Source organism: Candidatus Zixiibacteriota bacterium (assembly GCA_040753495.1).
Taxonomy (GTDB): Bacteria; Zixibacteria; MSB-5A5; order GN15; family PGXB01; genus DYGG01.
Map to the genome: position 1 here is coordinate 1 of JBFMEF010000101.1, position 25004 is coordinate 25004.

Genomic DNA, 25004 nt, shown 5'->3' on the forward strand with positions numbered 1-25004 from the left:
CTCTTTTACCATGAAGCCGACTTCGTCGAGATGTCCGCCGATAAGAACGCGCGGTGATGGAGCGGAGCCGATTTTGCGTCCGACGACAGAGCCAAGTTTGTCGTAACTGACCTCGGAGAATTTTTGGAGATACTTAGCCATAACGGCACGGGCGCCATCTTCATAACCGGGAACGCCGTGGGCATCGGTGATTTCTTGAAGCAGCAGTTCGGTTTGGTCCATTAGTCTTCCTTTTGATTTTCCAGAATTTAAAGGGATAAATATAATCAGCCGATTGAGAATGTCAATTCAATCCTTGAGATGCGACAGGAGTTCCGACAGGGAATTGATGACGACAATTTTGTCAGGAAGCGGCTGGGGATACTCGCGACCTTCGCAGAACCTGAGAATAGAATGTAAGCCGGCAGCGGCGGGACCTTCGACATCTTCCAGAAATCGGTCGCCGATAAAGAGGAGTTCAGACGCCGGATATCCGGACAAGGCGACCGCTTTTTCATAGATAGAGGGATGCGGTTTGCGATAGCCAAATTCGGAGGAAAAGATGGTAAAGTCGAAGTATTTCAGGATGTCGAAACGTTTCAGTTCGCGCAGATGGTATTCCGCCGGATAGATTGTATTGGAGACCAGGCCGATGCGGAAGCGCCGGTCCCGAAGAGATTGGAGGGTGGCGGGGACATCATCGAACATAACCAGACCGTCACTCTGCAGGCGATAATATACGGAGAAGAAATCGCGCGCCAGTTGCGGACCGCCGTCAAGGCCGACGGCATGCAAGAGGTCGGAGATGGCATCGGTGATGACCCATTCTTTGAGAGATTCCCGGGCGAGAGCGCGGTACCGGTCACGCACTTCCTCAAACTTGCGCTCGAACTGCTCGCGGCTGGGAATTGGATACCGTTTCTCCTGAAGAAAATTGTATCCTTCCTGCAGGCTCAAGAGATGGAGCTGGTCCCAGGGGATGGTTTCATACTCGATAAGAGTGGAGCCGAGGTCGAATATGACACCTTTAACATCAAATTTTCGGTCAGCGGTCATTTTTTCAATGCGGCGAAAGCAATTATATCAACCAATTCTTCGAAACTAATTCCGGCCTGGCGTGCCGCCATTGGCGCTAAAGACAGCTCGGTCATGCCGGGTAAAGTATTAACCTCGAGGAAGTATGGTTGGTTCCGTCGGCTTAAAATAAAATCGGCGCGTGCCAGGCAGGAGCATCCGATAATTTCATAAGCGCGGGCGGCAAGTTTTTGAATCCTGGCAGCCAGTCTGGCGGGTAATTTAGCGGGGCAGATATATTGCGATTTGCCTTTGGTATATTTGCACTGGTAGTCATAGAGCTCATGGGAGGGGATGATTTCGACCAGCGGGAGCGGTTTGCCATTAAGGATAGAGCAGGTGATCTCGCGCCCTCTGATATATTTCTCAATAAGGATTTCGGAACTGACTTCGGCTGCCTTCTTCAGAGCGACGACAATCTCTTCTGGTTTCTTGACCAGGGTTAATCCGACGGTGGAACCGGAGTTATTTGGCTTGACTATAATGGGTAAAGAGAATTTGCTTTTAATAGCCTTAAGATGCGGCGCGAAATCGTCTCCGGGAAGCGCCTTAAGCAACAGCCAGGGGGGGGTGGGAATTTTTTCCTGTTTAAGAAGTTTCTTGGCAAAGGCTTTGTTCATGGCAATAGCGGACGCCAGTTGCCCCGAGCCGGTATATTTCTTCTGCGCCAGGTCAAGTAACGCCTGAATGGTGCCATCTTCGCCGGCGCCGCCGTGAAGAGCCAAAAAGACGATGTCAATCTGGCGGTATTCGTCAGCAGAAAGGGATGATGTGAGGGCAAGGGAGGGATTCTCCGTAAGGGCGATTTTGGAAAGAGAGGAGTCATCCCTATGCAGGAGAAAGTGACCATCAGGCCCAAGCAGCGAGCGTCCGCCGGCGGAATCGATAGCTTTGACATCGTGGCCATTCTTGAGCAAGGCTTCGGTAATCGCCCGCGCCGAAGAGAGAGAGACCTCCCGCTCCTCGGAAAGCCCGCCGGCCAGCACCAGAATTTTGAGTTTATTTTTCATTTTTCTTAGTCCTGACAATCTTGAATAAGATAAACGTGATTAACAAGGCGAAAATAATGGGCCAGACAGTTTTTTCATAGACCCTGTAATATTCGGCGATGGTGTCGAAATTGACAACAAAAATATAACTGCCGAAGAGAAGAATGCCGTTAAAAATAAAAAAGGAGAGGGAGATGAATAGAATCATTTTGGTTCTATCATAGCGACCGATTCCGGAGACGACGGCAATAACAGCGCGGGCGCCGACGATGAAGCGGTTCAGTATCAAGAGCCAGGCGCCCCTTTTACGGAACCAGATTTCGAGCCGGTCGATATCGGCGGTGTTGAAGTAACGAAAGTTCTTTCGGATAAAGAAATCTCTGCCGTATGAGTACCCCAGCTGGTAAAGGAGTAGAATCGAAAGGATACCGCCGAGGTAAACCAGCAAAAAGACCAGGAAGATATTGAGCCGTCCGGCCGCTGCCAGAGCGCCTCCGGCGAGGGTGAAGAAATCGCCGGGAAAGGGGGGAAATATATTTTCGATGAAAAGAGCCAGAAAGAGGGTGAGGTAAATCCAGAAGGGACCATAGGCAAAGAGCCGGTCCAGGAATTGATTAATCAGTTCCAGCGACTGTTCCATGGTCGATATAGATAAGCGAGGTGGCAATAGCGGCAATACCCTCTTCCCTTCCGGCAAAGCCGAGACGTTCGTTGGTGGTCGCCTTGATGGAGACTGATTTTTCATCGATAAGAAGGATGCGGGCGATTTTTCCTTTCATTGCCGGGATATGGGGGCTGATTTTGGGCTGCTCGGCGATAATAACGGCATCGACGTTGCCGACCTGATACCCCTCTTTGACAATCAATTTGAAGACTTCCGCCAGAATCCTGGTAGAGGCGACATCTTTGTATTCCGGGTCGGTATTGGGGAAATGAGCGCCGATATCACCGAGCCCGGCCGCTCCGAGCAGAGAGTCAGCGATGGCATGCAAGAGGACATCGGCATCACTATGTCCCAAAAGACCGCGGTGATGGGGGATGATAATTCCCCCCAGTACCAGGGGGCGACCGACCATCAACTGATGGACGTCATATCCGATTCCGATTTTAAAATCCGGCTTCATTTGCCTTCTGCAGAAGATAGCCCGCTACAGAGAGGTCATCTTCGGTGGTAATCTTGAAGTTCAAACCCTGGGGGACGACTGTCTTCACTTTGAATCCAAGAAGTTCGACCAGATAGGCGTCATCGGTAGCCTCTCGCGCCGGAGGAGCCATCTTGTGAGCCGACATTATCAGGTCGTACTGGAAGACCTGGGGAGTTTCGGCGAGATATAGTTTGGCGCGGTCGAGGGTACTGAGAATAAAATCGCCTTCGACCCTCTTAACCGTGTCGGAGACAGGCCGCGCCAGGATGGCGGCGCGCTCTTTCTGAGCGATGGCGACGACCTTTTCGATATCAGCCACGTTGACCAAAGGACGGGCGCCGTCGTGAATAGCAACGAAATCGGTGGCGTAGGACAGCGACGCCAGACCTTTTCGAACAGATTCTTCACGGCTGGCGCCGCCGACGACCACTTTGGAGACTTTCTTAAAAGGGAAGCGATTGACAACGTTCTCGTTGGCGAAAAGAAGGAACTCTTCCGGAACCACCAGAACGATTTCGGATATGGAGGGAGCCTGCTCAAAGCGGTGAATGGTCCAAGCCAGAAGAGGGCGTTCCCGCAGATTGCGAAACTGTTTGGGAACAGTACCGCCGAGACGGGTCCCTTTTCCGCCGGCGACAATTAACGCCGTTGTTTTCATAGGCAGAAATATAAGAAGATATGCCCGGTAGATAAATATAAAATTGCAGACGGAATCAGAGAATCAACATGCAATCGCCATAGCTGTAGAAGCGGTATTTTTCCTCGACGGCGATGCGGTAGGCGTTAAGGATAGTTTCCCGCCCGGCCAAGGCGGCGACCAGAATTATCAAGGATGATTTGGGGAGATGAAAATTGGTAATGAGGCGGTCAACCAGTTTGAACTGATACCCCGGCTTGATATAGAGGTCGGTGGCGGAGGCGTACGGCTGAATTAAGCCCTCCACGACAGGGGCTGATTCCAGTGTTCGGACAGCGGTGGTGCCGACGGCATAGATTTTACCGCCAGACTTACGTACTTTATTCAGGGCGTTGGCGGCGGTTTTGGAGATTTCGGCGAATTCAGGGTCAACCGTATGCTCATCGATGTTGTCGGTCTTTATAGTCTTGAATGTGCCGTAGCCGACATGGAGGGTTATCGGGATGATTTTGACACCTTTCTTCTGCAATTTCTCGAGAATCGCTTTGGTAAAATGAAGTCCGGCGGTAGGGGCAGCCACGGCGCGGGCTTTTTTCTCGTCGGCATATACAGTCTGATAGCGGTTTTCATCGCTTTTCTGGTCGGGGCGATGGATATAAATCGGCAAGGGGACATGCCCATATTTGGAAATGAGGCGCGAGGCCTCGGCTACCGACGAGAATTTGACCAGGGTCTTGCCATTTTCTTTTTTCTGCAGAACTTCGACCGTTTTTGACTGGTCAAGATAGAGCTTCTCCCCTTCTTTGACTCGCCGTGACGGGTGGGTTAACACCTCCCAGACTGCTTTACCGGCCTCTTTCAATTCATTGAGCAGGAAAATCTCGACTTTACCTCCCGATTCCCGGCGGGTATAGAGACGCGCTTTGAAGACTCTGGTGTCATTGATGACCAGGGCATCGCCGGCATTTATATATTTAACAATTTCGGGGAATTTCTGGTGCGACACCTGGCCGGTATGGCGGTCTAAGACCATCAGACGGGCGGCATCACGCCGTTTGGCGGGAAAATAAGCGATATACCCTTCCGGGAGATTGTAATCAAAAAGAGATAATTCCATGCTGTACCTTTAAGCAGTTTTACTTGAGAGATACGATATCGGAATAAACGGATGATTGCAATAAAAAAGGACAGGGTGTCGGGTCGGGATGATGAAGTGTGAGTTAGCTGACACCGGCGATTTTCATGAAAGTCTCGGCTTTCATATATTCTTCAAACAGGGCGGCTTTGAGCAGTTCGATTTCATTGTCATCAATCTGAAAGAACTGGCGCGTTGCCGGATAGAGGTCGGGCAGATTTCTTTCGAGGTTGTCGACCGGGAAAGCGGAGAGGGCGATATAATCGGCAAGATTAATGAGATAGGCAAAACCATCGCTTCCGTTTTCGATATCGGGGTTATGATGATAACCGATGGCATCAGCCATGCGGGCCGGCAGTTTCCAGGTAATTGCCAGTTGGCGTCCCATCTGGGCATGCGTAAATCCGAGGACGGCGACTTCGGCTTCGAGTTCCGGCATATCGGGATGGGCGTTTTGATATTCGGTGATAGCCTTGTGTTCGCGGGGCATAAAACAGCAGAAAATCATTTTGCCGATATCGTGAATCAAGCCGCAGGAGAAACCGGGGTCAGGATTGAACTGCTTACCGCGACGGAGTTTGGAGGCGATGATTCGCGCGGCAAAGGCGTTGGCGAGGGAATGTCGCCAGAAACTTTCATGATACTCTTTATTGCCGTCATTGGCTTTGAACATATTGAGAACGGAAGCGGAAAGGACAAGATTTTTGACCGCCTCCAAGCCGATAATCATTACGGCATGTTTAACGGAGTCGATTTCGCGGGAGAGTCCATAAAAGGCGGAATTGGTCAGCTTAAGAACTTTGACGGACATGGCCGGGTCTTCGGAGAGGATGGAGGCGACGTCGCCGACAGATGTTTCCGGGTCGTTGATTACTTTTTGAATCTGTTGAAAGACGATGGGCGGAGTAGGGAGGTTGCGGATACCGTTAATCACCTGGGTCAGGCGATTTTCAAGGGAGGTCATGGTTGCAGTCGGCATACAGTATCACCGGAGTTAAAGATTAGTCATGCTGTTCAGGGCGACGGCGCGGCATCGAGCGGTTTAGCCGGCAGAATCTCAAAGCAGTGGGAGGCGAGTTCACGGGCATCGGTCAGTTTTTCCGCCAATTTTTCCACGATATCCTGTCGGTTATAGAATCCGCTGGCGATTCTTTTTTTGATGGCTTTCAATTTTTCCAGTTTAAGCGACTCGCGGTTATTGCCCGGCTCGGAGACGCCTGCAGGTTGCCTTACACTATCAGTTGTTCCTATGCTCATAAGTAGTACCTCTACTAATCCTATCGGCGAGGTGGCGCTTGAATTTAAGAACGTTTTATCTAATTCTGGCCGTCCACAAAGATTGGCGCCGGCTCCACTTCCCTTATGTACCGCAATATCTTATGACTATTGCGAAGTTCTTTAAGTTCGGATTTAATACGGTCGTGACGGCTCTTGAGAAAATCCTCGTTTTCTTTGACCAGGTCGATGTTCTTTTTGACAAGGGTAACAATGCTGTTGACCAGTTTCTTGACTTCAGGGGCAGCCGCAGCAATCTGAAACAGCTTGGGGTTTTTCTCCCGCAGGGCGGCTATTTTCTGTTCCGACTGCATGATTCTCTGATGGCATCGCTCCATCTCGGTAAACGACTCCAGCAGTTTTTCGTCACGCTCATATTTGATTATATCGCGCTGTTTATCGATAAGGATATAAAGAGACTGATAAAAGGAATATTCCTCTTTCAGGACAAAAACTAATTCGCGCTCGAGCTGGGTGATCTGGTTGTATTCCATAACAGTCCTCTTAAATTGAAAAGGAGAGGTTAGCTCCGGACGGCGGTCCGGGGAGTGTTTCGGCCGTATCCGGTTTTTTCCGCGTCTGTTCCGCCAGCTGACTCCAACCTTCCCGGATATTCTTGAGTATTACCATCGATTCTTCCATGACTTTCTGATTGCCGGTTGCCTGAGCAATGTTAATCTGCTCCAGAATGAAGACATATAGTTTAGAAAGGCGGTCGGCAATTTCACCGCCCTTTTCCATATCGAGGGTGGTGTAGAGATGCACGATGAACCGTTTGGCTTTCTCCAGGGCGTCGTAACCGCGAGTGAGTTCGTCGCTCTGGTAGAAGCGGGAAGCATCGGAAATATTATTGATGGCGCCATCATAGACTTTGATAATGAGATCCGGCACCGATTTGCCGAGAGTATCGGCGGCGAGATAACTTTGCACCTTTTGGTTCATGATTCCTTCTTTTTCCCGGAAAAGAGGTTGGAGAGATTTGCCAGTTGCGATTCGAGATATGCGCCCTGCGCCTGATATTCCGAAAGAGCGCTCTCCATCTCCAAGAATTGTCTGTATAGACTCTCTTTGCGAGCCGCCAGCCGCTCATCATAGTCTTCTATCTGCTTTTTGATATTATCGATTTGATTATTCAAGGCGGTGGTGCGGCGGGCGATGGAGCCATCGATACTCTTGGTAATATTATCGAGAACCTTGTCCAGACGGGAGGAAATTCCCTTGGCCAGGGTAATAGAGCCTTCGGCGCCATTAACGAGGCTGGAATTCTCCAAAGTAATCTTGAGTTTGAGACCGTCGGTGGTTCGATTTCCTTCATTTCCGGTTAGAATCTGCCCCGAGCCGGTAGCGGTTTCGCCATTGATAGTCCCTTCGACATCCAGTCCGGGATTGACCAGTCCGTTGGCAAGACCGAGCGTCGCGAAAGCGCTGTTGGCAATCGAGGTGTACATTTCGACCTTGGAGGTGGAGCCATAAGAGCCGCTGGTCAATTTCAGATAGCCGGTTTCGCCGAGATTGACCCATTCGACCCGAACACCAAGGGCTTTGATTTTGGAATCAGCATCAATGCGGGTCTGAAGTTCCGTGGCAAGGTCATCACCGGAAGAATAGATGCCCGGGGTCAGGACGATATCATTGGAGACAACGCCGTCAACCCGCAGCTTGAGCATATTGTTGGTTTCTGTCAGTGTAAGGGGCGTCAGGGAGGGGTCGGCAATATTGGTTCCCTGGAAGAATCCTTTGGTGGCGGCGCGAGTGATATCGACATCGTATTTCTGGCCATCGACCGTCTTAGTTCCGGCCGAGATAAACTCGATGAAGGATGAAGACGACTGCCCGGAATCGATGAAGACCTTGAGGAAATCTTCAAAGTTGCTGCTGATGGCGTCGTTCAGAGTAGCGGAATTCATCACCGCCAGACGGCCATCCATGTTAGAGCGAATGCCCAACGAAGCGAGGCTCCTGCTGCCGCCGGTGAGGCCTGCGATGACGGAAGTTGCGGTGGTGCGGAGCGAAGACTGCATGACCTGCAGCGAGAAATCGGAGAAAAGGACGCCGGACTCTTTGGTATCCTGATTATAGGTGTTCTGCTCATCAATGAAATCCATGACGTCATTGTATTTGGCAATAAAATCATCTATCAGTTTGCGGACCGAGGAGGTGTCTTTGGAGGTTTGAATACTGATGGTTGAGCCGGGGTCGCTGATTTTTTTGAGGTCGAGTCTCAAGCCGGGAATGAGGTCAGTGAAAGTATTGGTAGCGGAGCTGACGACGATAGGGGAACCGGAGCCGTTGCCGCCGATTGCCACTTGAGCATCATTCGCCGATTGCAGAAGTGGCGCAAAGGTGCTGACCTGGAAGGTGTCGCCGGCGTTTAGAGTTCCGGCGGAAAACTGCAGGCGCAAGCCATCGGAGCCGTTACCGGTCAATTCATACTCGGTATCGGACTGAGTTACCAGAATGGAGCCGGAGTTGGCGCCATCGGTCCAGTTGACGGTAATATTATCGGTGCCTATTGTCTGAGAGCCATTGCCGGCAACGGTGAAAGTGTAGGTTTTATTGGTAGCGCCGGTATAAACAGCCGAGGAGCCAAGCGTTATGGCAGAGGAGGAACCGGTGGCAGAGATTATCTCCTCGGGGTTATCAAAGATGGCAGTGGAAAAATCAAGACTCTCCCCTCCGGTTAAGGACTGGCTGATATTAATGGAGTTTTTGAGCCCGGTTTTATCGGCGGTCAGAATCAGACGATATGGTTTGGAAGCGGTGCCGTCGTTAATGATGGAAGCGGTGACGCCGATACGGGCGGCATTTATGGCATCTTTTATTCCCAATAGAGAGTTTTTGCCGGCTTCAATATTGATGGTCCGGGGGCTGGCATCACCAACAGAAATCTGCAAGGTTCCGGTTCCGAAAGTTGTGGCTGAGGGAGAATCGAAGCCATGAGTGGCGATCTGGTGGTTGGTCGCCAGGGAGAGGACGCGCAGGGCGTAGGAGCCATCGGCGACGGAACCGCTGGCGGTGGCGGAAAGGACGGATTCATCAGAAACACGGATGTTGTATTTTTCGAAGGAGGCGCGGCGAAGCATAGTAGCGAGATGAGATTTGAGAGCGAGGAATTTTGCCGCAACCGCCTGATAGGCGGCAACCTGCTTGGTTTTGAGTTCCTGATCGGCTTCCAGAAGAGCGACCGGCCGTCGCTCCGCTTCAATAATGGTATTTACTATAGAATCGATATCAAGATTGGAAGCGAGACCCTGAATAGATTGCAGTCCCGGCATAAAGACTCCTATAATGCGGCTTTGTGCCGCCGGTTTAACTTATGTTTATCCGATATTCGAGTTTGCGACACGGCAAAATTCGGCATCGGAGACATCTATTAGATTATCGGACAAAATCAGAATATCTAAAGGGGACGAGCCGGGTAAGGATGATATATGAACGGTTGGGGAAAGCGTTCCGGCGGGGCTGAATACCCCGCCGGAAAGCGATTAGACGACTTATGCGCCGAACAGCGAGAGGACGACCTGAGGAACCTGGTTGCCCTGGGCAAGCATCGCGGTACCGGCCTGGAGCAGAATCTGATATTTCACGAATTCCGACATCTCTTTCGCCATGTCGGTGTCGCGAATATTGGACTCTGACGCGGTCAGGTTCTGCGAGGCAATGCGGAGGTTGCGCAGGTTGGATTCCAGAGTATTCTTCTGGAATGACCCGAGGGTACCTCTGGAGGTGGAGACTTCATCGATGCAGCGGTCGATAACGGACTGAGCATCCTGAGCTCCCTGAACGGTGGTCACATTGATCTGCGCCAGCGAGGTGAACATGTTGCCGGCAAGGTTGCGGCCCAGCGAAGAAGCGGACATGTTGGGGAGACCGATTTTGGCGGTCTGGCCCACATTGGCGCCAATCTGGAAGACCAGTGACTGGTCGGTATTGTTGATGGTCTCGGTTCCGCCGTTGGAGGTGAGAGCGATATTCAGCTTCAGCGACTCGGTGCGGTCGGCGTTGAAGACCATAGTGTCAACACCAGCGGTGACGGAGGTCGAGGGACCGGCATCAAGGCGGACATCAAAACGGGCGGCAGTAACGTTCAGAAGGAGACTGCCAAGGTTGAGTCCATTGGAGGCGGTTGACACGGTGAGACCGATGGTGCCTCTTCCGGTGAGACCGTCGGCTTTGTTGCCGATGACGATGTCACGGGTGGAAGAATAGTTGACAGCGGTAACGGCCGTGGTATAACCGTCAAAGCTGACAAGAGCATCGGTGCCGGCGTTGGCGATGGTGTCGCGGCTCAGTTCAAGTATATGCATGGCGTCGCCGGTGGAGGTCCCGGTATTGTTGAACTGGACGCTGTAGTCACTGCCTTCATCGGCGGTGGCAAAACGAATCTGATTGGTGCCGACGAGGCTGGCGGTCAGATTGTTGACGGCGGTAGCGGCCGTGCCGAGAGCGGTGGTCAACTGGGTATTCAGTTCCGTAATCAGGCTGCTCATGGAGCTGTAGGTTCCGGCAGTGATGGCGATAGTGGCGGTGTGGCCGGTGGGGTTCTTATAATCGACGACGGTGAAGTTGAGTTCGTTCGCCGAAGAACCGCGGGAATCAGTGGCGGAGAAGGAGAACCAGTCGGTGGTGGCGGTGGAAGTGAACCCGCTCAGAGCTACGGAGTACTGGGCGCCAGTGTTGACGCTGCGGAACTGGATTTCATCAGTCGCGGTAGTGGCAACTTCAATCTTGCCAACCAGCGAGGCGTTGTTGGAAATAGCGGAATTCCAGGCGGCAACGATATCAGTCAGGGTGTCGCCGGAGGCAACCGCTACGGTCAGGGTCTGGCTGCCGGTAACGGCTTCGCCATTTTCCTGATAGTTGAGAACGACGGAATAATTGCCGGCATTAGCCGCGACGGCGTCAGCCGCGATAGCGGCATCAGAAGTGATCTGGGCCGAGGTAGCGGCGGCGGCAAACGTAATTCCATTGCCAAAAGCGTCGGTCAGGTCGATGCCACCGGAACTCTTGATGGCGCCGGCGGAAGCCTGGATGACGTCGAGGTTATGAATACCTTCGGTCAGGTTATACGGGACGACGGTGGTGTCGAGAGTAAGCCCGAGCGAGGAAGTATTCAGAGTGGCGGTGGAATCGGATGTCTTGGTGGCAGAGATAGAATGTGAGCCGGTGGAGAGGAAGCTCTCTTTAATTGTCACCAGGGAAGAATTGGAGGTGGTAATGGTGGCAATGTTGGCTTTGCTGCCATCAAGAAGTTTCTTGGTACCGAACTGGGTGTTGGCGGCAATGCGGTCAATGGTCTTGATAGCATTGTCGATTTCGGCCTGGTCGGCAGCCAGCTGATTGGCATCATTGAAGCCTTCGTTGGCGGCGTGAATGGCCAGCTCTCTCATGGAGATCAAGAGGTTGTTCAGTTCGGTGAGGGCGCCTTCAGCGGTCTGAATCATGTTGATTGACCCTTCGGAGTTGTCAATGGCACGATTCAAGCCGGCGATCTGGGCGCGGAACTGCTCGGAAATAACCAGACCGGCCGGGTTATCGGCGGCGCGGTTAATCCGGTAACCGGACGACAGCTTTTCCATGGTCTTGGAAAGACTGGAAGTAGTCAGCACCAGGTTACGGTGAGCATTTATTGCGGCAATGTTGTTGTTGATGCGGAGTGACATCTGTCATTTCCTCCTTGAATTGTTCAGAGGGTATCCTTACCCTGCACACAATAATCGGTCCGACAAAAGGACCACATCCGATGTCACCATTCCTATTGCAGTGAAAGTGAATTTTGTGTTATGCACCTCCCCGTGATTACATTAAAGTTTAAGCCTGATAAAGGCACATTTTCATGATAGATTTAATCGGCAGAAGTGGTCAAAACTTAAGCCGGGGGAGCAAAATGGTCGAATTTGACGGGGATATTGAGTAATTGATTAGACTGGGGCGCCAACGGCGCTGATTTGCCGCAGACGTTCGCGGGCCGGCTGGAAATCGGGATTCAGCTTGAGCACTTGATTGTAACCTATTGTGGCAGAATCGATATGCCCCAGATTGAAGTAGCATTCCGAGATTCCAAAGAGCCCCTCAACAGAACCCGGATTGATTTTGAGGTATTTTTCATAAAGCGATATGGCATCAGCAAAGCGGCCTGATTTGACGGCAAGGGCGGCGGTGGCAAGCTGGATTTCGTGGTCGTCGGGAGCCGCTTTCAGGTAAGTTTCAAAAAGAGAAAAGGCTTCTTCCAGTTTGGCTGATTTCATTTTGACCAAACCAAGATTGCGGTAAACAATGGCAAGATTGGCGCCACCGGCGAGCGCCTGTTGATAATACATTTCCGCCTTATCAAAATCATTAAGGCGATAATAGCAATTGGCGATGTCGTTAAGCAGTTCCGGTTCAGGGGGCGCGATTTCGAGCAATCTTTCATAGGAACTAATAGCGGTGGCATAGTCCTGGGCGTCGAAAGCAGCTCGTGCCTGCAGTTTCAGGCCGGCCGGATAATCGGGGACGAGGGAGTTTAGTTTTCTGAAGGCAGACAGGGCGATATCGACTCTGCCAACGTTGGCGAAGAAACAGCCGGCGCGCTCATAGACCTCGGGATTGCTGGAATCGCTCTGCAATGCCTGGTTAAAATATTCGACCGCTTTAGGCTGGTCATTGAGACCGGCGCAGGACTCGCCCAGATAGACTTTAGCCAAAGCGGAATCGGGGTGCCACTGCAGTTCTTGCTGAGAAAACTCAATTGCGGCGGCAGGCTGATTACCTTCAAGAGCGATGCGGGCGAGGCGCAGATAAGTGTCGAGGTAACGGCCGTATTCTGATGCCACCTTGAAATAATTTTTGAACGCCTCTTCCCTATTGCCTTCCGCCTGAGCAATCAATCCCAAGCCATAATAAGCGACATGGCGGGCGCGCAGGTAAAGCAGAATCAGGTTTGATTTCTCCTGGGATTCATCATAGCGCGCCTGCAAATCGAGATATTTCTCGAAATATTTTCGGGCATCGGGGAAACGGCGCATATGGGTGTAAACATGCCCCAGCGACATAACGGCATCAAGGTAATCGGCTCTGATAGCCAGCGCAGTATGGCAGTATTCTTCGGCTTTTTCATATTCTTTGAGACAAAGACAGGTGGTAACCAATTGATGCAGGGACATGAGATGGACATGGATATATTTGTCAACGCCGGCAGTCATGGCTACCGCCTGGGAAGCATGTTTGATTATGAGGTCGCAGGTTTCCCTGTCGAGATTGATGCCGGTTCCGCGCAAAAGCTGGGCATAATTGAAATGGGGATACGGGTCCTGGGGGTTTTCGGCAATCTGCTGCTCCAGAAGCGCCCGCGACCGGGAGAGCTTCTGTTTCATTTTTTCCGGAGAGAGACTATAGCCATAATGTTTGAGCCGGATACCGACCCGCAGGGCCGGTTCATCGGAGGGATATTTCAACTGATTATGAACGATGCCGTCATAATGGAAGCCGGCCTCTCGGCGATAGAGACGGTATGAGGGGAGAAAAGAGGTCACATCGCCGGTTTCCCGGTTGACGTTATAGACATTGATAGAAATCAGACGGTACTGGTTTTGCGCCATGACCTGGCGAATAAGGGGAATATCATCGGCGACAAATTCTTCATCGGCGTCAATAATGAATATCCATTCTTTGGTCGCTTGAGCCAGGGAGAAATTGCGGGCTTTGGAAAAATCATTTTCCCATGCCTGATGAAATACTTTTGCCCCGTAAGACTGGGCGATTTCGACGGTGCGGTCGGTGGAGCCGGTATCGACCACGATGATTTCATCGACCCAGCTGCGAATTGACTCCAGGCAGTTAGGGAGAAATTCCTCTTCGTTTTTGACAATCAGGCAGGCGGATACGGTGGCGCGAGTTTCCAGAGATTTTTTGAGGAGACGCAGCTCCTGCACCTGGGAGCATTTTTGCAATCCCGCTTTAATCAGACTTTCCGCTTCGGTAAATTTGCGGGCGCGGATATAGAGATTTGCCAGATTGACATAGGGATGGTGGTACGACGGGGCAAGTTCTATCGCCTTGCGGAAGGCGGATTCGGCTTCCACTAAATCATCGAGAGCCTGCAGGGCGGTGCCGAGATAATTATAAATGAGATACTCATCCGGGGCGCTCCAGAAAGAGGATTTAGCGCGCTGCGGAATTTCCAGATAAGCATGGGCATGGCGAATACATTTTCCGTAATCGCGAAGAGTTAGATATATATATGCCAGGGCGAAGTGAAAATCGAGATTATCGGGAGCCAGTTCAAGCCCCCGGAGGGCGTTTTGTTCGGATTCGACAAAGCGACCCTTGTGGGCAAGCAGAAAGGAGCCGAGACGGCAATACTCTGCCTGCCACTCATTGGATTGTGCGGCGAATTCCAATTCGCTCCAGATACGGTAGGCGGCCTCAAAGTCTTTTTCTTGATACAGGCGGAGCGCCTCTTTGAGCCGGGAGATAATATCGGATTTCGACTCCCCTTTGAGAGCGGCGGTTTTCCGGCCGGAGGAACGGCGGGTGACTTTGCCGGCGGCGCGCCGCACTGATTTCTTTTTCTTTCCGGCGGTCATCTCAAACAGTTACCGGCGCCTCGCGCTCCAGATGAGATTCTGTTTCCATTTCATTGCGCTCGGCAGGACCGAGGATAAAATGCTTGACGCGATAGTCGGAATTAACCAGTATCATCTGCTTTGCCAGGCGTGTTTCGGTATTGATTAGAATCGGTCCCTGAAGATTGGCGGTCATCTGTCGGGGGTCAGCCGGTATGGTTACGATAACGTAAGTCTCAACGGCGCGAACGTCGGAGACTTTGAGTTCCTCAATCTCCTTGGGAGCGACTTCAATCCGATACTCGGGGTAGAAGAAAAGGGGATTGACGACGATGAAGGCGACGGAGGGGTCCTCGACCGACTGATACCAGAGGAAAGGCTCGCTGTCTTCCCGCTCGATAATGCAATAGCGGGTCAGATGCTCAAATCCGAGAATCGGTTTCGGCATACTGATGACTTTATCCTCGGGGATTTCGAGAGTTCCAAACCTGAGTGATGTGATTTTCATCGGAAAAACCTTTATCTTAAATTCCCTATTTCAAAAAATCCAATAAAGACGGCTGGATAATTTTGGAAGAAGCAATCAAAGCCGCCTGATAAGCATTTTCTTTCATGGAGAGGTCGCTGATGGTTTTGGTGAGGTCGGCATCCTCGACTTCGCTCAACAGAGCGGTGAAATTGTTTTCCAGCTGCGCCAGGCGGACAGTGGTGGTTTCGAGCCGTTTCACTTTGGCGCCGACGTAGGCGCGATTCTCCAAAAGGAGCTGCATACCATCATTCAAATTATCGATAAGGGCGCCGGTGACCTCGCGGTCGTTGGTCTGGAGGGCGCGCACCAGAACCAGCATGGAGCCGAGCAGGTCCGAGGAGCCGAAAATGCCGAACTGATGGGCGGTGCGGCCGCCATCGAGTTCTTCTATAATGAAAGTGCTGTTATTGTCATCAGGTACGATCTGAATTCCGGTCTGAGCGGCATTGATGGAGGCGGTCATATCGATGCCGGTAGCATTGAGAGCGTTAATAATATCACCGACCGTGTTGTAGGCGGAGTTGCCGAAGTCGAAATATGCCATGGAGCGTCCTTTGGTGATTTTAACCTGTCCCAAATCGAAGCCGAGACCATTATTGAGAAGACTTAAAGGAGTATTCATGGTCAGGCGCGTCTCAAGAGACTGGCCGCTCAACGAGATGAATGATGAGCCGAGCAGTCCCAGGTCAGCAGCGGTGGTTTCGCCGGCAAGCGATTCCGCGACGGTGAAATCGAGACGGGGGTTGAGGTCGCTTCCGGCAAGGACAGGATTGATGGCGCCGACAATGCCGAGGTCGGCGGCAAGCCGACTAACGGCAGAGACGTCATCTACCCGCAGTCCCAGCGGTATCGCGTTGGAATCGGTAATATCGATGCCGGTGCCGGCGGCATTGAGAGATGCGGTAACGTTGTTCACTCCCCGCGCGGCAAGAGTGGTATTGATGGTATTAAGGACGTCATTAATATCAGAGGCGCCGGAGAGGTCAATTTCGATGTAGGTGGAATTGTCGCCGGTATGCACGGCTATTTTACCGGAGGACATATCGACACCGCTTCCCTGGTTCAGATTGGAAAGGAGTGTGCCGCCTGACACCAGACCATTAGGTACGGAAACCCAGCGGAGGTTGTTCCCTTCCAGGCCAAAATCAGCGGTAAGATTACTAATGCCGCCGGCGGTCAGTTGCGAATTTATCTGGGTGACGACATCATTGAGAGTAACAGCACCGCTGACATCAACAGTGATTTGAATGCCGAGATTGTTGTCGGTGACGGTGAAGGTGCCGGGGATCTGGTCGATGCCGCTGCCGAGATGCAGGTCGGCAAGAAGGGTCGCGGCATCCACTCCGATTTTGAGATCGGCATCTTCCCCCAGAGCCGAAAGTCGGCGGAAGAGAAGGTCGGAACCGGACATATTGATGCTCATTTTGGTGGTCGCTTCCACCTCGACCTGGAAAATGCCCTGGTCGCCGACATATTCGACACCATTAGAAGAGGTTACCAGCGGTTTAGTCTGCGTTCTAAATCCGGAGAAGATATAGCGCTCTTCCAGCTGGGTATTCGCCAGGTCAACCATTTGACGAAACAGGGATTCGACTTCGGTGGCGGCGCCGGTCCGGGCGGTGGCGTCATAGGTGTCGTTGGAAAGAGCGACGGCGATTTCGTAGGCGGAGGAAACGGCATCTTTCATATCGCCCATCAAAGTATCATAAGTCGAAAGCACGGTCAGACCGGAGGAGGTATTCTTCTTGAATTGAGCAATCTCGGTCAGGACCTTGCGGTATGACAGGTCTTTCTGTGTACCGATAGGGTCATCGGAAGGAGTATTGATTCTTCGCCCGGTAGAAAGCATGCTCTGCAAGCGCATGAAACCGGAGAGGGAGCGATTCAGGTTGTAAATGACCTGGTCGTTAATCATTTTAGAAGTAACTCTCATCGGCGTCCCATTTCTTTCATAAAAAACTTCGCCGTGGCGGAAGTTTCATTCTCCTTTTTTCTCATCCAGAGGCGGCTTGGGGTGCGATTTCTTGTACTTGATATCCGGGGTTTTCTTTTTCTTGCGGGAGTCGCCGGATATCTTATCCTTCAGCAGTTTTACCACGGTAGCCAGGTCCTGTTTTACCGACTTTGCCGCTTTGCGGTTTTCCTGCTGGATTTTTACGTATATTTCTTCGCGGTGGACGACCACGCGCGGAGGCGCATCGATTCCGATTCGAACCTGGCGGCCAAAGACCCCCAGCACCGTAACCTTGATATCATCTCCAATGGTTATGGACTCCCCTAACTTCCTTGTCAGAATTAACAAAATACCCTCCGTGGCCAGTTAATGTTCAGGACTAAATCCTCTCTTAGTTGCCAACCAGACCCATATCCTGGATGACAGTTACCAGGGCTTCATCCATGGTCGTAATTACCCTGGCGGCGGCATCAAAGGCATGCTGGAATTTTATCATCTGCGCCATCTCTTCATCAAGCGAGACTCCCTGCACTGCCTGCCGCGCATTTTCAATTTGATTTAAGAGCAATTCAAAATTTTCTTTTAAGCCCTGCGCTTTGGACGAATCGATTCCGAGTTCGCCGATCAGGGAATTATAAAACTCACTCAAGGTGGCGGTGCCGCGACTCAATACCTGGGAGTACCGCAGGTCGGCGACAGCCAGGGCATTGAGATTGTCGCCGACTTCTCCGCCCTGAGAAGCGGCGATTTTGTTAACATTGCTGGCAATGCTGAAATTGATGGCAATAGTGGCGGCGCCGTTTTTCAGCGGGTCAAAGAAGTTAAGCCCGGTGGAGCCATCCAGACCGAAACCGGTCTGATGCAGGCTGTTTACCTGAGAGATAAGGGCCTGCGCCATTTCATCAAGTTTCGCCATATAATCCGGGAGAATGCGGTCGCGGGTTTCCACCATCCCGAGAAGTTCTCCATTGAGATTTTTTATTTCTTTGGTTGTTCCGGCCCAGACGATAGCGCTGGCGGTAGTTTCGCCGGCGACGGTCTTGCGGGTTCCGATTTTAAAGGAGGTAACGCCTTCGACGATTGCCAGAGAACCGATATAGACAGTTGCCGTATTATTTTTTTGCTCGACGGAATTGATATCAACATACTGCGAGAGTTCATCGATAAGCAGATCGCGCTTATCGCGCAGGTCATTGGCTTTTTGTCCTCCCAGTTCGGCGCGGGCAATCTGCTGGTTCAGCGAGGCGATTTCCTCGGCGAGGTCATTGACCTTCTGGACGGTCATGACGACATCATTGTCAACGCTCTTGGAGAGGTCGGACATCTGCCGGTACAGGCGATTGAATCCGCTAGTGAGGAGATTGGTATGCTCCACCAGGGCGGTGCGCGCCGCCATGGACTCGGGATTATTGGCTAAATCGGACCAGGAGGTCCAGAACTGGTCGAGGAGGTCGCTCAGAGAATCTTTGTTAGGTTCGGTAAAAATCGATTCGATCTGGGTCAGAGTTTTCTCCATCGAGGTCCATTGACCGAGGGCTTTGTTGTTTTCGCGGAATTGCCGGTTCAAGAAGAGGTCGCGTATCTGGACGATATCGACCGCCTTGACGCCGGTGCCGACCAGGCCGGAAGGGATTTTTTGCGGATAAGTCGTAGTGGTATTGACCCGTTGCCGGGTGTAGCCGGGAGTATTAACGTTTGAGATATTATGCCCGACCGTGTTCAGGGACAACTGGTGGGTGGAAAGGGCTCGTTTCCCCATCTCCAAGCCATCGAATAGACCGGCCATCAGGCTCTCCTATCCAGGGTTAAACTGGTCTGCGTCGCCGACGGCTTGCCGTCATTGACATAGCTTTTATCATTGGCGCTCAGGCGCGCCAGGAGTTCCATTGTTTTTATAATATTGTCGCGGGAATGATTGATAAGCATTTCGTTCTGAGAATTTATCTTCGCGATTTTCTGTTGAAAATCCAGAAGGGTATGGCGAAGTGTGCCGAGAGTCTCGGCCTGCCCCGAGGATACCGCTTGCATCAGTTTGGTAATAGTAAGACTTTCGCGACTTCCCATATCTGCCGAAATATTCCTTATCAGTTCTTCCCTCTTTTTTGCGGCGAGGTTGGCTTCGACAACTTTCTCCCGAAGCAGCTCGGTGGCGGCGTTCAGGTCGTTGAGGTCGTTTTTTACCAGCGCTGCCTGCTGCCTGGCGCTCAGAGCCAGGAATGTTTCAAACAGGGACGCTTCCCTTTTTAAGATTTCAATCAACTGTTGCACCAGTTCAGAAATTGAACTTTCTGTCATAAAATCTTTCGGCATTTAGCGAAATTCCTTTAGCACATATATTTATTGCGCCGGCTCCTGTATAGACCGCAGGCATTTCATAATTTTGTCGACATAGTTTTTGGTCTCGCGGTATGGCGGGATTCCCCCATATTTTTTCACGGTAGCCGGTCCGGCGTTGTAGGCGGCAAGCGCTTTTTTGAGGTCGCCGAAGGTATCCAGTAGAATTCTCAGGTAGCGGGCGCCTCCTTCGATGTTTTCTTCAGGATTCAGGGAATCCTTGACACCCATCTCAGCCGCGGTGGAATCAATAAGCTGCATCAGACCTTTGGCTCCGGCCGGGGAAACGGCATCAGGATTGCCGCCCGATTCGGCATCAATGACGGCGGAGAGAAGCTGCGGGTCGAGTTTGTATTTGGCGGAAGCGCGAATTATCAGTTCGCCGAAGCGACCCATAGATTCATTATCAACAGTTGAAAAAGCATTATCCCTGGGGCGAAGCGACTTAATTCCTTCCGTCGGCGCTGCCGGCGCCTGGCTCTGGCGGTTAGTAATTGGCGAAGGATTTAAAGCGCCGGTCATTTTCGGCGGAAGCGGCGATGAAGCAGCCGTATCGGGCGAGGATTCAAGCTGGAGATACGGTTTTACCGGCAGATTCTGCTTGACCGGAAAGGACGGGGTTTCGGTCGGCGGTGTAACCGTTTCCGGAGCGGCGTGACTGCGCTCCAGCGACTTTTCGAGATTGCGATAGAGAATCGCCGCGAGACTTCGGTCGCCGTTGCCGGAGATTCTCTTTGCCAGTTCCTCATCAAATATTTGAGTGAAAATATCTTTCCCCATACCTCCTCCCAGAGCCAGGGCGGATTCATTATCGGCTCGGGGAATGCTGCTTCGCATCGCTTTGAGAACATGGTAAAGAAAGAGCGATTCCAATTCTTTGGCGGTTTGAAACAGTTTTTTCTTTTCCACCTCGAGATTGGTCTCCCCCTTAATGGAAATGGGGCTTTGGGGAGAAGCCGGGGGCAGACGAAATATAGGGGCGCCGATACGCATCTTAGATAATCACCAGTTCGGCTCGCAGAGCGCCCGCCTGGCGCAGGGCTTCAAAGATGGCTATGATATCGCGGGGAGCGGCGCCGATTTTGTTGAGAGCGGAGGCGACATCTGCCAGCGATACGGATTCTTCCAGATGAATGACACGAGCTTTTTCATTATCGACGGAAATCTGATATTCGGGGACAACTACGGTCTCACCGCGAGAGAATGGCTCCGGCTGCGAGATGACCGGCATCGATTGAATATTGACGGTGATATTACCGTGGGCAATTGCAACCGGCGCAATGCTCACATGGGAACCGGCGACAATGGTTCCGGTGCGTTCATTGATGACGACCCGCGCCACCTGGTCCGGCTCAATCATCATGGCGCCGATATCGGCGATGAAGCGTGCCCGCTCGTTTCGGTAGGAGAGCGAGTCGGGAACGATTATGCGGATGATGGCGGGGTTATCGACAAAGGCGACAACACCATATTTGGAATTTATCATATGGGCAATCCGGGCGGCGGTAGAATAATCGGGAATCTGGAGGGAAAGATTCAGTTCATTGTTGGCGGCCTGGCTTTCAAGAGTTCTCTGAATTGAGCCGCCCCCGGGGACACGTCCGACCAGGGTGTAGTTGTTAATAATCTTATTGCCGTCTTCTACCTGTACATTAAAGCCGCCGATAGAGACCGGTCCCTGGGCTACGGCGAAAACCTCACCGTTTGATGACGCCAGCTGGGTGAAAAGAAGCATTCCTCCCTGCAGAGAGGTGGCATCACCCAGAGAGGAGACGGTGACGTCAATTTTGTCTCCGATCTGATGGTGGGAGCTGATTTTCCCGGTGACAATGACGGCGGCGACATTTTTTATTTTCAATTTGTCCGGCTCCACGGTTAGTCCGAGACGCTGCATCATGTTGGCGAGCGATTGGACTGTGAATTGGGTTCCTTTGCTGTCGCCGGTGCCGTCAAGACCGATGACCAAGCCGTACCCCATCAGATCAAACTCGTTTTCGCCCTGAATGCGGGTGATATCTTTAATGCGCGCCGCCGCCTCGCTCTCCGGCGGAAAGAGTTGAAAAGCCAGAAGCAAAATGGGCAGTAGCAGCGACGGCAGTGAGATTCTGAGACAGTATATTTTTCCCATAACAACTCCTAAAAGAGCCAGTTGAAGAAGCGGGCGATGAGTCCCGGACGGCTGGCGTTATTCGTGGCGCCGCGTCCGGTGTAGTTGATTTCGGCATCCGCTATCAGATAGGAATCGACGCTGTTGTCGGGCCGAACATCTTTCTGGCGAACGACACCGGTAAGGGTCATAGTTTCTTTATCCTTGGAGATTCCGACGGTGCGGCTACCCTTGACGACCAGGTCGCCGTTGTCTTTGACGCTGATTACGGTGACCGACATTTTGGCGCGGAGGGTCTGTTGACGGAGGTTCTCCCCTTTGCCGTCATAGGAATTGCTGTGTTCTCCCGAAGCGCCAAAGAGGGGAATGAAATCAAGGGAGCCGATGCCGGGTCCCCCCTCGGTGGAATAGGAGCCGTTTTTCTCTGTCTTGGTTTCCGCCTGACTGCTGGCATTGGAGGCTTCATATATATGGACAGTCAGCAGGTCGCCGACCCGGTTGGCTTTGATATCGGTATAGAGCGAATTGGCTCTTCCGAAGTCGCCGGACCATACGCGCAGCCCAAAGGGCAGAAGCAGCAGTATTAAAATGAAAAAGAGAATCTTTCGGATATTCATAAATTCCTCACAGTTGGGCAAGCGCCACCGATGCGGAATCGATGACGACGGCTTTGATTATTTTTCCTGTTTGTTTGTTGCGGACTTTTATGGTTTCGCCGATATGGCCTTTGCTGAGAGCGACGCCGATTACTGAGACCGACAGCGCTCCCGAATTGTATTTGATTTGAATCTCCTGCCCCGGTCTGATATCAGGGATATCTTCGAGCATGTTTTCCAGCAAGGGCTGCCCGATATTAATGTTGCGGAGGGCGGCTTTATTTTCCAGAGAGGCAAAGGAGGTGAGCGGTTTTTCGGTCAGAGAGGTGACGTTTTGTCTCTGAAGAGTGAACTGCCCGGGGGTGAGCGCTTCGCCCCGTTTGATACGGCAGACGGCGGTGAGAACGGTATCGAAGTAAGAAATCTTGAGGCGCGCCTGGCAGCGGGCGACCGGGGCGCCGCCGCGAATGAATTCGATTTGCAGCGGCAGGGTGCCGCGCGGAGGCGCGGTGGAAAGAGCGGTAATTTGCAGGCTGTCGTAATCGCCCAGAGTGACCGGAATCGCGAGGCGGTCAATCTCCACTTGAGTCCGGGCGGTATCGAGCTGATACTTTTCCTGGACGAAAGTGATGAGGCTTTTCTCGACGTCGCTTTTGGCGGCGACATTCAATGTCAAGAGTAGCGAAAGGAGACTTAACAGATAAATCCATTTATCTTTCATTTAAAAACCGGTCCTATCGTTTCAGATTATTGACAATTTGAGTCATATCCTCGCTGGTTTGGATGACTTTGGAATTGATTTCGTAAGCGCGCTGGGCGACAATCATATTGACCATCTCATCGACCACGTCGACGTTTGACAATTCCAGATACCCCTGGTCTATTTTCCCCAAGCCGTCCTGGGTCGGTTCCCCGACAATGGGGCTTCCTGATGCCGCGGTCGGATTGTAGAGATTGTGACCGACGGCAGCCAAACCGGCCGGATTGATAAAGCGCGCCAGTTCAATTCGTCCGATAGACTGCGGCTCATCATTGCCGACCAGCAGCACCGAAACATCACCGTCGATACTAACGGCAACCGAGGTGGCGTCTTCCGGTATGGTTATCTCGGGAAAGAGAAAGAAGCCGTCGGAAGTGACGACTCGCCCGTCGGCGGAGGCTTTGAAGGCGCCGTCGCGACTGTAGCTGATGGTGCCATCGGGCATCTGAATCTGAAAGAAACCGTCGCCGGAGATAGCCAAGTCGAGAGGATTGCCGGTCATCTGCAGATTGCCGACCGAGAATTCGCGGACAGTGGCAACGGCGCGAGTGCCGTAACCGATATCCAGACCGGTCGGGGCAGCGGTGCCAACGGCGGTAGCGGTGCCGGCTTTTCGGAAGTTCTGGTACAGCACATCCTGAAACTCAATCTTGCTTTTCTTGAAGCCGGTGGTATTGACGTTGGAAAGATTGTTGGCGATGTTATCGACATTCATCTGTTGCGCCACCATTCCGGAGGCGGCAGTTCGCATGGCTTTTATCATAAATTCACCTCACTGATATTCATTCATCGAACGCGGCCGACATTGTCGATTAGTTTTTCCAGCGATTCATCCTGCGTTTTGAGCGCCTGGGCGTCAGCCTCATAATTTCTAAAGGAGATAATCATATTGACCATTTCTCTAATGGCATTGACATTGGAGGCCTCGAGATACCCCTGCCGCACCGCATAATTGAGAGCGGCAACAGGCTCGATATCCTCGGGCGCGACAAATTCATTGTCGCCGATTTTTTTGAGGAGCTGACGGTCGGGCAGGGTCATTATTCGAAGTGTGCCGACCGGCGAGCCGTTAATTTCGACCTGACCGGACTCGGCAACCGAAAGAGCGCCGTCACCGACCGCAATCGGTCCTCCGTCACTCAAGAGACGATGCCCCTCGCCATTGACCAGAAAACCGGCGGGATTGACGCTGAAAATGCCGGAACGGGTCAGGGCAGTTTCGCCGGACTCCGTTTCGACGACAAAAAAGCCGTCTCCTTCGATAGCCAGGTTGAGGGGGTTGTCGGTCTTCTCAAGAGTACCGGCTTCGAATTCGGTATAAACCTGGTCAATCATCGGCGTTTCCCAGTCGGACTTGCGCGGCATCTGCTTAGCCTGAGCGCGGGAGAGCTCTCGCGTGAATAGCTGGTCGCGTTTGAATCCAGGCGAAGAAGCATTAGCCAGGTTGTTAGCCGTGATTTCCTGCATCTTGACCCTCGGCACCATTGCCGAGGCAGAACGATATAGACCTTTAATCATGACGTTTTTTCTCCGACAGGCTTGAATGCAACCGCTATGCCATCGGATGAAAGTGCCGTCAAACGATTTATATCATATTGTATTACATTATATTATGACTATTATCTAAAGTGTTAGATTTGATATGAAAAGTTTCAAAGCTTGCCAGGAGGGAAAAATATTCCGAAAAATGATGCGAATAGTTCCAGTATTACATGGCTGGGAGCTGCCTTATTAAGAGGTCAACCGGGGCGGAGATATTTGAAATTATGCAGTATAATTCATAGGCGTAGTCGCCGGGCAGAATTCACTTGTCTCCCCCGGCGAGGCTGATTATATTGTTGCATAACTGTTTACTGCCGCAGCGCCGGTCCTTTTGATGCCCGTGGAAAAAGTTGTGCCTCTCGCATCTTATTTGCTCTATCAGGGGAAGGAAATCAGAGCAGG

At 51.9% G+C, this 25004-nt stretch carries 25 protein-coding genes; all 25 read right to left on the bottom strand.

The window, feature by feature from the left end:
• On the bottom strand, positions 1-222 hold a 222-nt coding region (locus tag AB1690_06450; protein ID MEW6014945.1), incomplete at its 3' end, for a peptidase M28.
• A gap of 66 nt (positions 223-288) precedes the next feature.
• Positions 289-1035, bottom strand: coding sequence for an HAD family hydrolase (locus AB1690_06455; protein ID MEW6014946.1), 747 nt, complete (start codon positions 1033-1035; stop codon positions 289-291).
• Positions 1032-2063, bottom strand: coding sequence for a D-alanine--D-alanine ligase (locus AB1690_06460; protein ID MEW6014947.1), 1032 nt, complete (start codon positions 2061-2063; stop codon positions 1032-1034). The genes AB1690_06455 and AB1690_06460 overlap by 4 nt, the downstream gene beginning before the upstream one ends.
• Positions 2053-2709 carry a VTT domain-containing protein gene (locus tag AB1690_06465; GenBank protein ID MEW6014948.1) on the bottom strand — a complete coding sequence of 219 codons (657 nt, stop codon included), beginning with the start codon at positions 2707-2709 and terminating at the stop codon, positions 2053-2055. The genes AB1690_06460 and AB1690_06465 overlap by 11 nt, the downstream gene beginning before the upstream one ends.
• Entirely contained in the window at positions 2657-3166 is a 510-nt protein-coding gene (ispF, locus tag AB1690_06470; GenBank protein ID MEW6014949.1) for a 2-C-methyl-D-erythritol 2,4-cyclodiphosphate synthase, read from the bottom strand. The genes AB1690_06465 and ispF overlap by 53 nt, the downstream gene beginning before the upstream one ends.
• Complete coding sequence (gene ispD, locus AB1690_06475) at positions 3150-3845, bottom strand: 2-C-methyl-D-erythritol 4-phosphate cytidylyltransferase (GenBank protein MEW6014950.1); 696 nt, start codon at positions 3843-3845, stop codon at positions 3150-3152. Before ispD ends, ispF begins: the two co-directional genes overlap by 17 nt.
• Before the next feature lie 55 nt (positions 3846-3900).
• Complete coding sequence (gene queA, locus AB1690_06480; GenBank protein MEW6014951.1) at positions 3901-4941, bottom strand: tRNA preQ1(34) S-adenosylmethionine ribosyltransferase-isomerase QueA; 1041 nt, start codon at positions 4939-4941, stop codon at positions 3901-3903.
• Positions 4942-5044: 103 nt separating this feature from the next.
• Complete coding sequence (locus AB1690_06485; protein MEW6014952.1) at positions 5045-5938, bottom strand: HDOD domain-containing protein; 894 nt, start codon at positions 5936-5938, stop codon at positions 5045-5047.
• 35 nt (positions 5939-5973) lie between these two features.
• Positions 5974-6216: a hypothetical protein gene (locus AB1690_06490; GenBank protein MEW6014953.1), complete on the bottom strand. Its 243-nt coding sequence runs from the start codon at positions 6214-6216 to the stop codon at positions 5974-5976.
• Between the two features lie 59 nt (positions 6217-6275).
• Complete coding sequence (locus AB1690_06495) at positions 6276-6728, bottom strand: hypothetical protein (GenBank protein MEW6014954.1); 453 nt, start codon at positions 6726-6728, stop codon at positions 6276-6278.
• Positions 6729-6738: 10 nt separating this feature from the next.
• Positions 6739-7176 carry a flagellar protein FliS gene (locus AB1690_06500; GenBank protein MEW6014955.1) on the bottom strand — a complete coding sequence of 146 codons (438 nt, stop codon included), beginning with the start codon at positions 7174-7176 and terminating at the stop codon, positions 6739-6741.
• Positions 7173-9509, bottom strand: coding sequence for a flagellar filament capping protein FliD (gene fliD / locus AB1690_06505; GenBank protein ID MEW6014956.1), 2337 nt, complete (start codon positions 9507-9509; stop codon positions 7173-7175). The genes AB1690_06500 and fliD overlap by 4 nt, the downstream gene beginning before the upstream one ends.
• 219 nt (positions 9510-9728) lie before the next feature.
• The gene (locus AB1690_06510) at positions 9729-11897 is read right to left on the bottom strand and encodes a flagellin (protein ID MEW6014957.1); all 2169 of its coding nucleotides are present in this window, start codon (positions 11895-11897) and stop codon (positions 9729-9731) included.
• 258 nt (positions 11898-12155) lie between these two features.
• Positions 12156-14801 carry a tetratricopeptide repeat protein gene (locus AB1690_06515; protein MEW6014958.1) on the bottom strand — a complete coding sequence of 882 codons (2646 nt, stop codon included), beginning with the start codon at positions 14799-14801 and terminating at the stop codon, positions 12156-12158.
• 1 nt (position 14802) lies between these two features.
• Positions 14803-15288 (bottom strand): flagellar assembly protein FliW, encoded by a 486-nt coding sequence (gene fliW, locus AB1690_06520; protein MEW6014959.1) that lies wholly within the window; start codon positions 15286-15288, stop codon positions 14803-14805.
• Positions 15289-15313: 25 nt separating this feature from the next.
• A complete protein-coding gene (gene flgL / locus AB1690_06525; protein ID MEW6014960.1) occupies positions 15314-17242 on the bottom strand; it encodes a flagellar hook-associated protein FlgL in 1929 nt (642 codons plus the stop codon).
• 45 nt (positions 17243-17287) lie between these two features.
• Positions 17288-17611 (bottom strand): carbon storage regulator CsrA, encoded by a 324-nt coding sequence (csrA, locus tag AB1690_06530; protein MEW6014961.1) that lies wholly within the window; start codon positions 17609-17611, stop codon positions 17288-17290.
• Between the two features lie 43 nt (positions 17612-17654).
• Positions 17655-19049, bottom strand: coding sequence for a flagellar hook-associated protein FlgK (flgK, locus tag AB1690_06535; GenBank protein ID MEW6014962.1), 1395 nt, complete (start codon positions 19047-19049; stop codon positions 17655-17657).
• On the bottom strand, positions 19049-19558 hold the full coding sequence (locus AB1690_06540) for a flagellar protein FlgN (GenBank protein MEW6014963.1): 510 nt from the start codon (positions 19556-19558) through the stop codon (positions 19049-19051). Before AB1690_06540 ends, flgK begins: the two co-directional genes overlap by 1 nt.
• A gap of 42 nt (positions 19559-19600) precedes the next feature.
• A complete protein-coding gene (locus AB1690_06545; protein MEW6014964.1) occupies positions 19601-20590 on the bottom strand; it encodes a transglycosylase SLT domain-containing protein in 990 nt (329 codons plus the stop codon).
• A gap of 1 nt (position 20591) precedes the next feature.
• Positions 20592-21725 (bottom strand): flagellar basal body P-ring protein FlgI, encoded by a 1134-nt coding sequence (locus AB1690_06550; GenBank protein MEW6014965.1) that lies wholly within the window; start codon positions 21723-21725, stop codon positions 20592-20594.
• An 8-nt stretch (positions 21726-21733) separates the two neighbouring features.
• Positions 21734-22321 (bottom strand): flagellar basal body L-ring protein FlgH, encoded by a 588-nt coding sequence (locus tag AB1690_06555; GenBank protein ID MEW6014966.1) that lies wholly within the window; start codon positions 22319-22321, stop codon positions 21734-21736.
• Positions 22322-22328: 7 nt separating this feature from the next.
• Positions 22329-23021 carry a flagellar basal body P-ring formation chaperone FlgA gene (gene flgA, locus AB1690_06560; GenBank protein ID MEW6014967.1) on the bottom strand — a complete coding sequence of 231 codons (693 nt, stop codon included), beginning with the start codon at positions 23019-23021 and terminating at the stop codon, positions 22329-22331.
• 13 nt (positions 23022-23034) lie between these two features.
• Complete coding sequence (gene flgG / locus AB1690_06565) at positions 23035-23823, bottom strand: flagellar basal-body rod protein FlgG (protein MEW6014968.1); 789 nt, start codon at positions 23821-23823, stop codon at positions 23035-23037.
• A 23-nt stretch (positions 23824-23846) separates the two neighbouring features.
• On the bottom strand, positions 23847-24578 hold the full coding sequence (locus AB1690_06570) for a flagellar hook-basal body protein (GenBank protein ID MEW6014969.1): 732 nt from the start codon (positions 24576-24578) through the stop codon (positions 23847-23849).
• Between the last annotated feature and the right edge of the window lie 426 nt (positions 24579-25004).